This window comes from Dinghuibacter silviterrae (genome assembly GCF_004366355.1).
GTDB lineage: Bacteria > Bacteroidota > Bacteroidia > Chitinophagales > Chitinophagaceae > Dinghuibacter > Dinghuibacter silviterrae.
This window is the reverse complement of record NZ_SODV01000001.1, coordinates 380742-394963: the sequence shown is the minus strand read 5'-3', so window position 1 is coordinate 394963 and position 14222 is coordinate 380742. Positions and strand designations below refer to the sequence as shown.

At 57.2% G+C, this 14222-nt stretch carries 16 protein-coding genes; 7 read left to right on the top strand and 9 right to left on the bottom strand.

The window, feature by feature from the left end; genetic code table 11:
* The first annotated feature begins 20 nt into the window (after positions 1-20).
* Positions 21-1376: a M20/M25/M40 family metallo-hydrolase gene (locus EDB95_RS01705; RefSeq protein WP_133989946.1), complete on the top strand. Its 1356-nt coding sequence runs from the start codon at positions 21-23 to the stop codon at positions 1374-1376.
* 11 nt (positions 1377-1387) lie between these two features.
* Complete coding sequence (locus EDB95_RS01700; RefSeq protein ID WP_133989944.1) at positions 1388-1786, top strand: hypothetical protein; 399 nt, start codon at positions 1388-1390, stop codon at positions 1784-1786.
* Here the strand turns inward: EDB95_RS01700 and EDB95_RS01695 are convergent.
* Positions 1780-2478, bottom strand: coding sequence for an SAM-dependent methyltransferase (locus EDB95_RS01695; protein ID WP_133989942.1), 699 nt, complete (start codon positions 2476-2478; stop codon positions 1780-1782). The genes EDB95_RS01700 and EDB95_RS01695 overlap by 7 nt on opposite strands.
* On the bottom strand, positions 2475-3239 hold the full coding sequence (locus EDB95_RS01690; RefSeq protein ID WP_133989940.1) for an EI24 domain-containing protein: 765 nt from the start codon (positions 3237-3239) through the stop codon (positions 2475-2477). The genes EDB95_RS01695 and EDB95_RS01690 overlap by 4 nt, the downstream gene beginning before the upstream one ends.
* Positions 3240-3280: 41 nt before the next feature.
* On the opposite strand from EDB95_RS01690, the gene EDB95_RS01685 reads away from it, so the two are divergent.
* Positions 3281-3916 (top strand): DNA-3-methyladenine glycosylase, encoded by a 636-nt coding sequence (locus tag EDB95_RS01685; protein WP_133989938.1) that lies wholly within the window; start codon positions 3281-3283, stop codon positions 3914-3916.
* Here the strand turns inward: EDB95_RS01685 and EDB95_RS01680 are convergent.
* Positions 3897-4916, bottom strand: a complete 1020-nt coding sequence (locus EDB95_RS01680; protein WP_133989936.1) for a PorP/SprF family type IX secretion system membrane protein — start codon at positions 4914-4916, stop codon at positions 3897-3899. The genes EDB95_RS01685 and EDB95_RS01680 overlap by 20 nt on opposite strands.
* Positions 4917-5017: 101 nt before the next feature.
* Positions 5018-5671, bottom strand: a complete 654-nt coding sequence (upp, locus tag EDB95_RS01675) for a uracil phosphoribosyltransferase (protein ID WP_133989934.1) — start codon at positions 5669-5671, stop codon at positions 5018-5020.
* Between the two features lie 46 nt (positions 5672-5717).
* Here upp and EDB95_RS01670 point away from each other — a divergent pair, with 46 nt between their 5' ends.
* Positions 5718-6884, top strand: coding sequence for an anhydro-N-acetylmuramic acid kinase (locus tag EDB95_RS01670; RefSeq protein ID WP_133989933.1), 1167 nt, complete (start codon positions 5718-5720; stop codon positions 6882-6884).
* A 30-nt stretch (positions 6885-6914) separates the two neighbouring features.
* Positions 6915-7853, top strand: coding sequence for a hydrogen peroxide-inducible genes activator (locus EDB95_RS01665; protein WP_133989931.1), 939 nt, complete (start codon positions 6915-6917; stop codon positions 7851-7853).
* Between the two features lie 36 nt (positions 7854-7889).
* On the opposite strand, the gene EDB95_RS01660 is transcribed toward EDB95_RS01665, so the two are convergent.
* Positions 7890-8456, bottom strand: a complete 567-nt coding sequence (locus tag EDB95_RS01660) for a DNA-3-methyladenine glycosylase I (protein ID WP_133989928.1) — start codon at positions 8454-8456, stop codon at positions 7890-7892.
* A gap of 5 nt (positions 8457-8461) precedes the next feature.
* A complete protein-coding gene (ade, locus tag EDB95_RS01655) occupies positions 8462-10132 on the bottom strand; it encodes an adenine deaminase (protein WP_133989926.1) in 1671 nt (556 codons plus the stop codon).
* Between the two features lie 136 nt (positions 10133-10268).
* Between ade and EDB95_RS01650 the strand changes: the two genes are divergently transcribed.
* Both EDB95_RS01650 and EDB95_RS01645 read left to right on the top strand, forming a co-directional pair.
* Positions 10269-10988: a LolA-like protein gene (locus tag EDB95_RS01650; protein ID WP_133989924.1), complete on the top strand. Its 720-nt coding sequence runs from the start codon at positions 10269-10271 to the stop codon at positions 10986-10988.
* Position 10989: 1 nt separating this feature from the next.
* A complete protein-coding gene (locus EDB95_RS01645) occupies positions 10990-11712 on the top strand; it encodes a LolA-like protein (protein ID WP_133989922.1) in 723 nt (240 codons plus the stop codon).
* A gap of 54 nt (positions 11713-11766) precedes the next feature.
* On the opposite strand, the gene trmD is transcribed toward EDB95_RS01645, so the two are convergent.
* The 3 genes from trmD to EDB95_RS01630 are packed head-to-tail and all read right to left on the bottom strand — an operon-like array spanning position 11767 to position 14221.
* On the bottom strand, positions 11767-12450 hold the full coding sequence (gene trmD, locus EDB95_RS01640; protein ID WP_133989920.1) for a tRNA (guanosine(37)-N1)-methyltransferase TrmD: 684 nt from the start codon (positions 12448-12450) through the stop codon (positions 11767-11769).
* A 9-nt stretch (positions 12451-12459) separates the two neighbouring features.
* Positions 12460-12852: an RNA-binding S4 domain-containing protein gene (locus EDB95_RS01635; RefSeq protein WP_133989918.1), complete on the bottom strand. Its 393-nt coding sequence runs from the start codon at positions 12850-12852 to the stop codon at positions 12460-12462.
* Entirely contained in the window at positions 12845-14221 is a 1377-nt protein-coding gene (locus EDB95_RS01630) for a dipeptidase (RefSeq protein WP_133989916.1), read from the bottom strand. Before EDB95_RS01630 ends, EDB95_RS01635 begins: the two co-directional genes overlap by 8 nt.
* Position 14222 lies beyond the last annotated feature (1 nt).

Genomic DNA, 14222 nt, shown 5'->3' with positions numbered 1-14222 from the left:
CCCGGTAACCTAACTTATTTATGAGAAAACTTCTTTGGGTTCTTGTTTTCCCGGTATCCGGCGCGTTTGCCCAGGATTCCGCGATCATCCGGCGGATGGCCGACGATATCCTGACCAACGGGCAGGCATACAACAACCTGCGCATCCTGTGCAAACAAGCCCCGGCACGCTTGTCCGGGTCAGCCAACGCGGCAAAGGCGGTAGCCCTGACCGAAGCCATGCTCAGGGAAGCGGGCGCCGATACCGTCTATCTCCAGCCTTGTATGGTCCCGCACTGGGAACGGGGTGCGAAAGAAGAAGCCTACGCCGTGACGGGCAATGGGCGGGTTTCGCTGGCCGTATGCGCCCTTGGCAATTCGGTGGGCACACCGGCCACGGGGTTGACGGCCTCCGTCGTGGAGGTCCGGTCTTTTGACGAACTGGATAAATTGGGTAAGAAGGGGCTGAGCGGCCGGATTGTTTTTCTCAATTACCCCATGAACCAGACCCTGGTCAATACTTTCTCGGCGTACAGCGACGCGGTTCGTTACCGGGTAATGGGCCCGAGTGCGGCGGCGAAATACGGGGCGGTTGGTTTTATCCTGAGGACCTTGTCTACTTCTCTCAACGATTTCCCCCATACGGGCACCACGCGTTATGACAGCACGATGCCAAAAATTCCTGCTTTTGCTGTGAGCACGAACGACGCCGAGCGGCTCCATGTTTTGGTCGCTAAGGGCGCGGTAAAGAGCATTTTTATGAAGGCGTCCTGCCGGATGCTGCCCGATGCGCCTTCGTATAACGTGATCGGCGAGATCCGTGGGAGCGAACACCCGGACGAGGTGGTCACCGTTGGTGGACACCTGGATTCCTGGGACCTGGCGGAAGGTGCCCAGGACGACGGGGCGGGGATCGTGCAAAGCATCGAGGTCATCCGGGCGCTCAAGGCGCAAGGGATCCGGCCGGCGAGAACGGTCCGGGCTGTGATGTTCATGAACGAGGAGAACGGGGGACGGGGTGGAAAGGCATATTCGGATAACGCGGTGGCCGACGGTTTGCAATACATCTTCGGACTGGAAAGCGACAATGGCGGCTTTACACCCAGGGGCTTCTCCATCGGTGCCAAGGGCGCACAGCTCAAGGCGTTTACGGATTGGGCACCGTTGTTTGAGCCTTACGGGGTCTATGAATGGAGGGTTGGCGGCGGTGGTGCCGATGTGGATCCGCTGGTCAGGGCCAAAGCCGTGGTCGGCGAGCTGTTACCGGATTCGCAGCGGTACTTCGACTTCCACCACGCGGGCAATGACGTTTTTGAAGCAGTCAACCGCCGCGAATTGTTGCTGGGGGCTGTAAATATGACCGCTTTGATATATCTTGTAAGCAAGTACGGTATATAAACCCGCCCAAGATGAAAAAAGTTGTTACCTGGCTCACCATCGTGATCGTTGTTATCATCGCGATTTTCTTTTACTATCGCTTTTATTTCGTATACAGTACCGGCGTCTCCTCCGGGAACCTCAATTATGTCACCAAAAGGGGTGTGATCTTCAAGACCTACGAAGGCAAAATGATCCAGGCCGGCTTTGGTTCCAAGGTAGCCGGCGCGCTTCAGTCCAACGTCTTCAATTTCTCCGTCGTCGATGAGGAAGTGGCGAACAAGCTCATGCTGAGTGGAACCAAATCCGTCGAACTACACTACAAGGAATACCTGGGCGGCTTGCCGTGGCGGGGAGAGAGCCGCTTTGTCGTGGATAGTATCATTGCGATACAGGGGGAGGGCGGCGGAGCGACGCAGTTTCCTCAATGACCTAATATAAACAGTACGGGGATTTTGTGAAGGTCGGGAGGCGATTGCTTCCACGAGGCTACTGTTTTTGTGTTTATTGCCTCGGTGGGGCCCGTGATGTCCCGTGCGATACATAGACGGGTGACTGGGCGACAGGTTTTCAGAATCGTGTCGAGCAGCGCATTGTTGCGATAGGGTGTTTCAATAAATATCTGCGTACAGCCGGTGAGGTGGGTCTCGGTTTCAAGACGGCGGAGTGCCTTTACCCGTTCCCCGGGCTCGATGGGGAGATACCCATTGAACCGGAAAAGCTGGCCGTTCATGCCGCTGGCCATGAGCCCCAAAAAAATCGAACTGGGACCCGTTAGCGGGCTGACGACGGCCCCCGCTTCCTGCGCGCAGGCGACCAGGAGCTGACCGGGGTCGGCAACGCCGGGACAGCCGGCTTCGCTGAGGATGCCGATGGTAAGGCCTGCCTCCAGGTCAGCCCTGAAGGCAGTAAGGACGGGCTCTTCGGCTTTGTGGATGGGGGTCCATTTATAATCGTCGATCACGATGTCCCTGGAGAGTTTCTTGAGATACCGCCGCGCCGTCCTTTCGTTTTCGACATAAAGGACATGGCATTGTTTTACAGCGGGGAGTATGTATGCAGGGATGGGGTCCAGGACATCTTCGGCCAGTACGGTCGGGATGAGGTAAACGCGCGCCTTCATGCCGTTTGTTGTTTATGGGGATAAAGGCTCAGCGCCGCGGCGACGAGGGCGTAGGTAGGGGCCAGTACCCATCCAAGCACGAGGACCACGTGCATGGCATAAAAGACGATGCCATTGCCCAGCGCCAGGCCCCGGCGTTCTCCTATAAATTCCACGCTCCTGGACCTGGAAAGGCCGTGGTGGGCGCAGCTGTAGTCCAGCATGGAGAAGCCGTAGTAATAGCACTCTATCAGAAAGGCGACCAGGGGTGTGATCCAGCCAACCACGGGGATAAACGACACGATCAAAAGGGTGAAAGTATAGACGGTTTGCCAAAGGGCGTTGCGCAACGCCTGGCTGGCGCCCCTGCCCATATCCTTCCACAACGACCTCCAGCGGAATTGATAGTCGGTCCCCATGTTGATGGCGTCGATGCGCTCGCTGAGGTAGGCGAAGAGCGGAGACCCCGTAATGAGGATGAGGTATTTGAAGAGGGAAAAATAAAAAAACAACAGGACGAGCCTTAGTATCAGGTCGTCAAAAAGGACAAAGAAGTTCAGCCAGCTGCTTTGCATGGTTTCGAGCCAGCGCCGGATACCCAGCAGGGCGGTCAGGTGTCCGATGGCTTCGTTGGAAGACTTCAGGAAAAACCAAAAACCGGCGCAAAAAAGGATGGCGTAAAGGATACCCGGTATAATGATCCATTTCCATAATTTGTGCTGGCGTATAAACAGGTGTGCCTGGTAATAGGACTGGAAGGATATAATGAGTTCCTTGAGCAAGTAGGACGATTTTCAGGTTCGAAAATAACTGATTTAGACGGATGCAGCGGATAAAAAAGCTACCCAGGGCATTTTACGAACGCCCGGATGTGACCCTGATCGCCAGGGAATTGATCGGAAAGGTCCTGGTGACGAGGATCGGGGGCGAATACACCAGCGGGCGCATCGTGGAAACGGAGGCGTATGCCGGACAGATCGACCGGGCCTCGCACGCGTTTGGCGGAAGACGGACAGACCGGACGGAGGTCATGTATGGACGCGGGGGCACCGCGTACGTGTATTTGTGTTACGGCATCCACCACCTTTTCAACGTGGTGACGCACGAAGCGGATACGCCACACGCGGTGTTGATCCGGGGGATCGAACCCTTGGAAGGGATGGAGGTGATGCTTCGCCGAACGGGCAAAGTTTTTGGCGACAAGTCCTTGGGCAGGGGGCCCGGGAATGTGTCTGTCGCGCTAGGCATCCGCACGACTTTGACGGGCGCGAGCCTGCTGGGGAATGACATCTATATCGCGGAGGATGCGTTCGTATTTGCTCCGGAGGATATTGTGGCTTCTCCACGGATCGGTGTGGACTATGCCGGTGAGGATGCCTTACTACCGTACCGGTTTTCGGTGAGGGGCCATGCGCACGTGAGCAAGGCGCCGCGCGCGGCTAGAACTTCGGACAGTTGAGGTGGCGTTTGTTGGGATCGGATGGCTTCTTGATATAGATCAGCGACACTTCGATACCACCACGGCTGTTGGACGCCGTTTTCAGGGGGGAGATGTTGGTATCGTAGGAGAGACCGATCTGCAAACCGGAGAATTCCATGGATATATAGGGCAGGATGGCGTCGCCAAACCGGACCCATGCGCCCACGTAAACATTGGTCGGATTGACGTACCAGTCGTCGTTGGCGTTGAGGGCGATGGCCGCCCCGGCGACGGTTTCGTTGGCCCCTGCCTGGGATTGGTGAAGGGCGCTCAGGTAGACGGAGGCGTTGTCGGCGATGGGAAAATGTCCCCCCGCGTGAACCGTCCAGCGCGTGGGCAGGTAGTAGTTGGCGTCGTCAAAACTTTCCTTGGGATGGTTGATGTGGTATAGGGATCCGCCGATATAGAAGTTGTTCCGGTCACTGGTCGAGCCGTTGTAGAGTACGCCGGTATTGAAATCGAAATAATGCAGTTGGAAAACCCGGTTGGCAAAGGGGTCGTTGGAAGGAACCGTCCAGGTGCCATCGGGTGCAAGTTCGTCCCCCAGGTTCACCTTGGTTCCGTCGAGCCGGCTGCTGGCATACGTCGCCTGGAATCCGATCGACAGCTGGTGATACCCGTCTTCATCCAGGCCCTTGTGATAGGCGGTGGAAAGGGAAATATAGTTTTGGTTTAGCACGCCGTCGGCTTGTTGGTCCGTCAGACCAAGGATACCGATCCCGAAGTCGTCGTTTTCCGGGATACGGTCGCCGAGTATGCGTGTATCGGCCGAAATCGTGGCGGTCGTAAAGGCGTTATTGATGGTGGGCCATTGGTTGCGGTAGTTGCCGGCGATCCGGTAGAGTCCGTCGAATTTACCGGTCAGGGCGGGGTTGAGCGTCAGTGGGGAGGCGAAGAACTGCGAAAAATGGGGATCCTGTGCACGGACAGTGGTGCAAAAGAGGATCAGCAGCAATGATGATGTCAGCCATTTTTTCATCAGTCAGGATTTTCTAGGATTACGGCGCTAACGCGGTTCAACCGGAAGCTTCCCGTCATAAACGTAAAAGAGTGGTCAATTGATATAAAAGTACGGAAAATTTACATTTGAACCTTGACCCCGAAGGCCAGGTCCCCTGCGTCTCCCAACCCGGGAACAATGTACCCTTTTGCGGTGAGTTCGTCGTCTATGTCGCCGCACCAAATGTGTACGGACGGATGGTTCCGTAGTACCGTTTCGATTCCCACCGTACAGGCGATGGCGGCTACGACATGAATTTCAGAGGGATGCCCTTCTTCCTTAAGGAATTGCAGTGTTTTTACGAGGGAAGCCCCGGTGGCCAGCATCGGGTCGGACACGATAAGAACACGGCCTTCGAGGGACGGGCAGCTGACATATTCGAGGCTGATCTCGAATGTACCGTCCCTATGGTGCTTGCGGTATGCGGAAATAAACGCGTTGTCGGCTTTATCGAAATAGTTGAGCAGGCCTTGATGGAGCGGCAGACCGGCCCGGAGGATCGTCGCCAGTACGGGTTGCTCTTTGAGGACCTTGGCGGTAGCGGTACCCATGGGCGTAGCGACTTCCGCCGCTTCCCACGGCAGTTGCCGGCTGATCTCGTAGGCAAAAACCTCTCCGATGCGTTCGAGGTTGCGCCGGAAGCGCATCCTGTCGGTTTGCACCTCGACGTTCCGGAGTTCGGAGATCCAATTGGTCAATAAGGAATGTGTGGAGCTGAGATTGACTACTGCCATAAATGTGCGAAATTGCAGCTTTGGCCGACAAATCTATACTTTTTGTATGATATACCGGGTTCTGGGTCTCATGAGTGGAAGTTCTTTGGATGGATTGGATCTTGCTTACGTGCACCTGCATGCCGGGGCTGGTAAATGGGGGTATACCTTCGAAGCCGCGGAAACCGTTCCCTACACCCCCGAATGGCGTTCGAGGCTGGAGGGGGCGGCGACACTGGATGCGCGGACGTATTTGCTCCTGGACCAGGAATATGGACATTTTCTCGGGGAAAAAGTAAATGCTTTTATACGGGACCGCGGGCTTGATTTTCAGGTGCAACTGGTGGCGTCCCATGGGCATACGGTATTTCATCAGCCGGCGGCCGGAGGCCGCGGTGCCGGGGCGCCGGCGGGTCACGGGGCCGAAGCGCCAGCGGGACACGGCGCCGGGTCGTCAGTTCCGGGCATGACGGCGCAATTGGGCAGCGGCGCCGCCATTGCGGCGGTGACCGGGCTGCAGACAGTGTCCGACCTGCGGGCACTGGACGTGGCGCTGGGGGGACAAGGCGCGCCCATCATCCCGATCGGGGAAAAGTTATTGTTCCCTGGACAGAGGTACTTTCTCAACTTAGGCGGCATCGCCAATGTATCGGATACAGCGGCGGGGATCGCCTTCGACGTTTGCCCGGCCAACCGGGTGCTCAACCTGCTGGCGGAGCAAAAGGGGGTTCCCTTCGATCGGGACGGGGTGCTGGCGGCCTCGGGAAAGGTCGTTCCGTCGCTTTTGAAGACCCTGGACGGGTTGGCGTATTACCGGCAGGCGCCTCCGAAGTCCCTGGACAATGCGTTTGGTATCCGGATGGTCTATGGGACCATCCGGGAGAGTGGGTGTACGGTGGAGGATGGGCTGAGGACTTACGTGGAACACATCGCCCGGCAGGTGGGTGCGGCCCTTTCGGACCGGCGCGTGGCGGAAATGCCCGCCAGGGAGATGCTTGTCACGGGGGGCGGGGCCCACAACGGGTTCCTGATGGAACGACTCCGGGAAAACCTCGCATCGCTGGGTATACAGGCGACGGTGCCGGAAGCCGGGGTGGTGGACTTCAAGGAAGCATTGGTGATGGCCTTGTTTGGAGTGCTGCGGTTGCGGCAGGAGGAAAATACGCTGGCGTCTGTGACGGGGGCGTCGCGGAATAGTATAGGGGGGGCGTTGTGGAATGGGCAGGAGGGGTAAGGCGGCTGCGCCGCCATTCAAAAGGGAATTATGAATTTTCAGCAACTGGAATACATCGTGGCTGTAGACACCTACAGGCATTTTGCCACTGCGGCGGAAAAGTGCTTTGTGACCCAGCCAACGTTGAGCATGATGATCCAAAAGCTGGAGGACGAGCTCGGGGCGAAAATTTTTGACCGGAGCCGTCAGCCGGTTGTCACGACGGAGGTGGGTAAACCCATCGTGGAACAGGCCAGGATCATCCTGAAAGAAACCGCTCACCTCAAAGAACTGGTCAGGGAACGGCAGGGTACCATCGCGGGTGAGCTGAAGGTGGGGATCATCCCCACGCTGGCACCCTACCTGTTGCCGCTGTTTGTCAAGACCTTTCTGAAAAAATATCCCCTGGTGCGGCTGGTCATCACCGAACTGAGGACGGAGACCATTATAGAGCAGCTCAAAAGCGGGGCGCTGGACGTGGGCATCCTGGTCACGCCCCTTGGGGATGCACACCTGACGGAGCTACCCCTGTTCTACGAGGAATTCGTGGTGTATACCGCCAAGAACGAGCCGATCTGGGGGAAAAAATATGTCCTTGCAGAGGACATCGATGTGAAACACCTGTGGCTGATGGAGGAGGGGCATTGCATGCGCTCCCAGATCCTCAACCTTTGTGAGCTCCGCAAACAGGTGGCGGACCATGATAACTTTCATTACGAGGCGGGCAGTATCGAAACCCTTATCAAGATGGTGGAGGCGAATGCGGGGGTGACCATCCTCCCCGAACTGGCCGCCCGTGATCTGGGGGCCCGCCAGCAAAAAAACCTGCGTTATTTCAAGGACCCCGCCCCGGTACGGGAGGTGAGCCTGACGATCCACCGGCATTACGTGCGCCGGAAACTGGTGGACAAGCTAAAAGAAGAGATCCTGCGGCAGATCCCGGATGGGATGAGGGAGGCGAAAAAGCGGGAGGTGGTGCAGATCGGCTAAAGGCGCCGGAGGCTACAACCTGTGGCGCCGGAGGCTTCAGCCTGTTCTTTTCCAACAAAAATCCATATGGTCGTCCACCATGCCGGACGCCTGCATAAAGGCATAGCATATCGTGCTCCCTACGAATTTGAATCCCCGTTTTTTCAGGTCTTTGCTCATGGCGTCGGATTGCGGTGTTTTTGCGGGCAGTTGTCCCAGCTTTGTCCAGTGGTTGCGGATGGTTTTGCCATCGACGAATTGCCAGATATAGGCGTCAAAGCTGCCCCATTCCTTTTGGATGGCCAGAAAGGCTTTGGCGTTGAGCACCACCCCTTCGACCTTGAGGCGGTTGCGGATGATGCCCGGATTGTCCAGGAGTTTTTCGATGCGGGCCTGTTTGTACCGGGCAATCTTGACGGGGTCCCAGTCGTCGAAAGCCTTCCGGTAGTTGTCCCTTTTTGTTAAGACCGTGTACCAACTGAGGCCGGCCTGGGCGCCTTCCAGGTTGAGGAGCTCGAAAAGCTTCCGGTCGTCATGGAGGGGGACACCCCATTCCCGGTCGTGATAGTCCCGGTAAAGGTCATCCTTTTCACACCAGGGGCAGCGTGGTTTATCGGGGTGCATACGCATTAAATGAGGGTGAATGTATCGCCGTCGAAAAGCCCCTTGTCACTGAGCTTCAGGTGGGGTATAACGAGAAGGGCCATAAAGGACAAGGTCATGAAGGGGGCGGACAGACGGCTTCCGGCGTCCTTGGCCATCTGGTCGAGCGCTGTATAGGCACGGGCCACCTCGTATCCGTCCAGGGGGCTCATCAGGCCGGCGATGGGAAGGGGAAGCAGGCGGCTGCTCCTTGGAACGACACAACTGATCCCGCCCTGGCTGTCGATGACCAGGCGGATGGCTTCGGCCAGGTATTCGTCGCTGGTGCCCACGGCAATGATGTTATGGCTGTCGTGCGCCACCGTGGAGGCAATAGCGCCCGCCCGCAACCCGAAATTCTTTACAAAAGCCTTGGCCACGGGGGCGTCCCGCTGGTATCGGTTGACGACAACCATTTTCAGGATGTCCTTTTCCGGATTGCCCTCCAGGACATTATCGTGGATGCGCAGGTCGGTCAGGGGGAGGTCGAGACGGTTGGTGATGAGTTGTCCGTCCAGGGCTTCGATCACACGGACCTGTTCAAAATTTTCGGGCTCGCTTTCCCCCCATTTGTGAAGGGGATACCGGAGGTCTTCCGGTTGTATCGACCTGGTCTGGAACTTGTTGATCAGGTCCGGTGTGGTGGATTCGATGAGGGTCTTTGCCCCGTCGCTCACCTGCTCGCCGCGGATATAGGTGGCGCGGACGTGGAAGTCTTTGAGGTCGTCCAGGAGGATAAAGTCGGCGGGGTCGCCTTCCCGAAGCTGTCCTATGGCCAGCCGGTAGTGTGTCACGGGGTTAACACAAGCGGCCCGGAGCACATGGAAGACGGGCATGCCCGCTGCCACTGCCCTGGCGCACAGCTGGTTGATGTGTCCCTCGACGAGGCTGTCCGGGTGCTTGTCGTCGCTGCAAAACATGACCTTGTCGGCGTGATCCTTTAGCAGGCCCACCAAGGCGTCGAAATTCCGGGCGGCACTTCCTTCGCGGATGAGGATGTGCATGCCGGCCCGGAGTTTGTCCAGGGCTTCGTCCATGGTAAAACACTCGTGGTCCGTGGATATGCCGGCATCGATATAGGCTTTGACGGCTTCGCCCCGCAAACCGGGGGCGTGTCCGTCCACCGGTTTACCCAGCCGGTGGGCGGAAGCGATCTTGGCCAAAACATCCGGGTCCCCGGCCAGGACGCCCGGGAAATTCATCATTTCGCTGAGGTATCCGATCTCGGGTTTTTCCAGGAGGGTCTCTACGTCCCGGGGGCTTAGGGTGGCACCGGCGGTTTCGAAGACCGTGGCCGGAACACAACTGGGGGCGCCGAAACAAAAGGTAAACGGAACCTGGCGGCCATTGGCAATCATGTAGTTCACCCCCTCCAAACCGCAAACATTGGCGATCTCATGGGGATCACTCACGGTGGCCACGGTTCCGTGGACCACTGCCAGCCGGGCGAATTCACTGGGGACCAGCATGGAGCTCTCGATGTGTACGTGGGCGTCGACAAAACCGGGGCAGATAAACGGTTCACCGGTCGCTGCCGGGTTTTCTTCCAGGGGCTCAACCCTGGCGATCTTGCCTTCGTATACAGTAAGGGCTACCCTGGTGATGGTCTGCCGGGGGATATCTACGAGCCTTCCCCGGAGGGTGAATTCATTTTTCATCATTCGAAGATACGTTGCAGCGACGAAGGCGCCCCCGGATTTGCGGCGTTTGCAGCAGACAATGTAACATTTACATCAACGGGTGTACTAATTGGAGGAATGTTTTATAATATTGTAAGCAACAAATGCGAAATCTATGCAAGTAACCAAATGGGTAGCCGTTACCCTGACCGTTCTTCTTCTTGGTGGAAAAGTGTTCGCCCAGAGCGTGGACGACATCATCGCCAAGAACATCGACGCCATGGGCGGTCAGGACAAGCTGGCCACCCTTAATACCGTATACGAAGAAACGACCAGCTCCATCATGGGGAACGACCTCCCCGCCAAGATCTGGGTGGTCAATAACGTAGGTTTCCGTATGGAAATGGAGATGATGGGCTCCAAGATGGTGACCGTCGTCAACAAGGACAAGGGTTGGATGATCAACCCGATGGCCGGCAGCACGGATCCTCAGCCCCTCCCGGACGAAGCCGTGAAGACCTTTGCCCGCCGCATGACGCTCGGCGGTGCCTTCTTCAACTACAAGGACCGAGGGTATACCGCCACCCTTGTGGGAAAAGAGAGCGTCAACGGCAAGGATACGTACAAGATCAAAATGACCAAGACCGGGGAACCGGACGCCACCTATTACGTAGATGCCACCACGTACTATGTCGACAAATCATCGACCACCACCTTTATGAACGGCCAAAGCGTCGAACAGGATATCATCTTCACCGATTATAAAAAGACGCCGGAAGGTTTTGTTCTCCCGAACTCCTATACGATGGAGCTGCCCCAGGGCGAGCTCGTGACGACCATGACCAAGGTCGTATTCAATCAACCGATCGACACCACAAAGTTTCAAAATCCCTAATATGCAATTTACAAAACGCATTTTCCTTGCTGCCGCGTTAAGCCTTATCGGAGCAAGCTCGTTTGCACAAGACGTGAACGACGTCATCAACAAGAACATCGAGGCTATGGGCGGTAAGGATAAACTGTCCAAACTGCTGACCGTATATGAAGAAAATACGACGACTGTTATGGGCAATGACCTCAACTCAAAGGTGTGGGTGGTCAACGGCCAGGGCATGCGCGCGGAAGTCGAAGTGATGGGTTCGACCATCATCACGGTGATGACAAAGGATACGGGTTGGATGGTGAATCCGATGACCGGTAACAGTGATCCCCAACCGATTCCCACGGAGCAGGTCAAACAATCTGCCGCCCGTATGGACCTCCGCGGCCAGTTCCTGAATTATGCGGCCAACGGGTACGCCGCCACGCTGGTGGGTAAGGAACAGCTTGCCGGCAAGGACAACTATAAGGTAAAGCTCACCAAGAGCGGAGAAGGCGATCTTCTTTTTTATATAGACGCCACCACTTACTACGTCAGCAAGATGATCACGACCGTCAAGACCAACGGGGAAGACGTGACCAGCGAAGTTGCTTTTGCAGACTACAAAACGACGCCGGAAGGGTACATTTTCCCTTATACGACGACGATCTCCAACCCTCAGGCGGGTGAGATCAAAAGCGTCATCACCAAGGTGGTTCCGAACCAGACGGTGGACCCGAAGATTTTTCAGAAACCGTAAGAGCCCGGTGCGCTTTGAAGATAAGGACAGATCCCCGGAAGGGGATTTGTCGTTTTAGGCGCCGTCGTCGAGGAGGTCGGGGCGACGGTTGCGCGTGCGCGCCAGCGACTGGTCGTGCCGCCAATCTTCCACCTTGCGCGGGTCGCCGCTCAACAGGACCTCCGGGACCTTCCACCCCCTGAACTCGGCGGGCCGGGTGTAGACCGGCGGGGCCAGGAGGTCATCCTGGAAGGAGTCGAAAAGGGCGGAGGTTTCGTCGTTGAGGACGCCGGGCAGCAACCGGCCGATGGCGTCCGTCAGAACGGCTGCGGCGAGCTCGCCCCCGCTCAGGACGTAGTCTCCGATGGAGACCTCCCGGGTGACAAAGTGTTCGCGTACGCGTTCGTCTATGCCTTTGTAATGTCCACAGATCATCATCAGGTTTTGCCGGAGGCTGAGCTGGTTGACCAGGCGTTGGCTCAGGCGTTCGCCGTCGGGGGTCAGGTAAATGATCTCGTCATATTGGACGTTGGCCTGCAGGCTTTCGATGGCGTTGACCAGGGGTTCGCACATCATCACCATCCCCGCGCCCCCGCCAAACTGGTAGTCATCGACCTGGCCGTATTTGTTGACGGCCCAGGTCCGCAAGGCGTGGGTATGGACCTCTAAAAGGCCTTTTTCCCTCGCCCTTTTCATGATGGAATGGTTCAGCGGGCTCTCCAGCAGCTCGGGGAGGACCGAAATGATGTCTATGCGCATAGTGTAAAGTTAGTCGGGGTCGTCCATAAAACCTTCGATGTCGCGGCGCTGCTTCTTCGTGGGGCGGCCGATCTTGGACTGTCGTTTGCCGGTATGGAAGGAAGTGGGTTGAAATGCCTTCAGCCGTTCGAGTTCTTCGGCGGGGGTAAGGTCTTCGTAGTGCTGGATGGCTTCGGCGTGTTGTTTGCGCTGGGCGAGCAGACCGGTCACACGGATGACCCACTTGCGGCCTTCGGTCCGGACCTCGTATTCATCGCCGATGGCCACCGTGCGCGAAGCTTTGACGGCGGTGCCTTGTGTCTTGACACGGCCGGCGTCTATGGCGGCGGTGGCCTGGCTCCGGGTCTTGAACAGTCGAATAGCCCAGAGGTATTTGTCGATCCGTAACTTCTCCTTATCCATGCGGGTGCATTTCTGCGAAAAAGCGGTGGAAATAGGGGATCGTTTCTATCCCTTTGTAAAAATTGGCGAGGTCGAATTTTTCGTTGGGGGAATGCAGGTTGTCGCTGTCCAATCCAAAGCCCAGGAGGACGACTTTTACGCCGAGGGCTCTTTCAAAAAGGGCGGTGATGGGGATGCTGCCGCCGCCCCTCATGGGGATAGGGGTTTTGCCAAAGGTCGTTTCCATGGCTTTGGAAGCGGCTTTGAACGCGGCGGAATCGACGGGGGTCACATAAGGTTCGCCCCCGTGGTGTTCGTGGGCTTCCACGGTGACATAAGGAGGAGCGATCTTGTGCAGGTGGTCGATCAGGAGCTTTGTGATCTTTGCACTGCCCTGGTCGGGAACGAGCCGGCAGGAAATCTTTGCAAAGGCCTTGGAGGGCAGGACGGTCTTGGCGCCTTCGCCGGTATACCCGCCCCAGATCCCGTTTACCTCAAGGGTGGGACGGATGCCGGTGCGTTCGTTCGTGGAGTAGCCTTCTTCCCCCCAAAGCGCCTTTACGCCCAAGTCTTTTTTGTACGCCGCTTCGTCAAACGGCGCCCGCGCAAGCTCCGCCCTTTCCGTGGCGGGCAGCTCCCGTACGTCGTCGTAAAAACCGGGGATGGTGATCCGTCCGTGTTTGTCGTGTAAGGAGGCGATCATTTCCGCCAGCGTCGTGATGGGATTGCCGACGGCGCCGCCATACACCCCACTGTGGAGGTCCCGGTCGGGGCCGGTAACGGCTACTTCGATATAGGTGAGGCCCCGGAGACCGACGTCGATGGACGGCGTGTCCAGGGAAAGCATGGAGGTATCGCTGATCAGGACAACATCACAGGCCAGCAGTGCGGCCCGGCTTTCGACAAATTTCCCGAGGTTGGGCGAGCCGATCTCTTCTTCTCCTTCTACGATAAACTTTACGTTGCAGGCCAGGGTACCGGTCTTGACCATGGTTTCGAAGGCCTTGACGTGCATGTAGACCTGTCCTTTGTCGTCGGCGCTGCCGCGTGCAAACAACTTGCCGTCTTTTACGACGGGTTCGAAAGGCCCGCTGTGCCAGAGCTCCAGGGGATCCGCCGGCTGCACGTCGTAGTGTCCGTAAACCAGGATGGTGGGCTTTGCCGGGTCGATGATTTTCTCCGCGTAGACGATGGGGTGGCCGTCGGTGGCAAATATCGTGGCTTTGTCTGCCCCTGCCTCCAGCAGGGCCGTGCGTACGGCCTTGGCGCAGGTTTGCATATCGGGTTTGTGTTCGCTGCGGGCGCTTACGCTCGGAATGCGCAGCAATTCGGTCAGCTCTTGCAGGAAGCGTCCTTTGTTGACCTCCTGATATTCCTTCCAGGCTTGCATG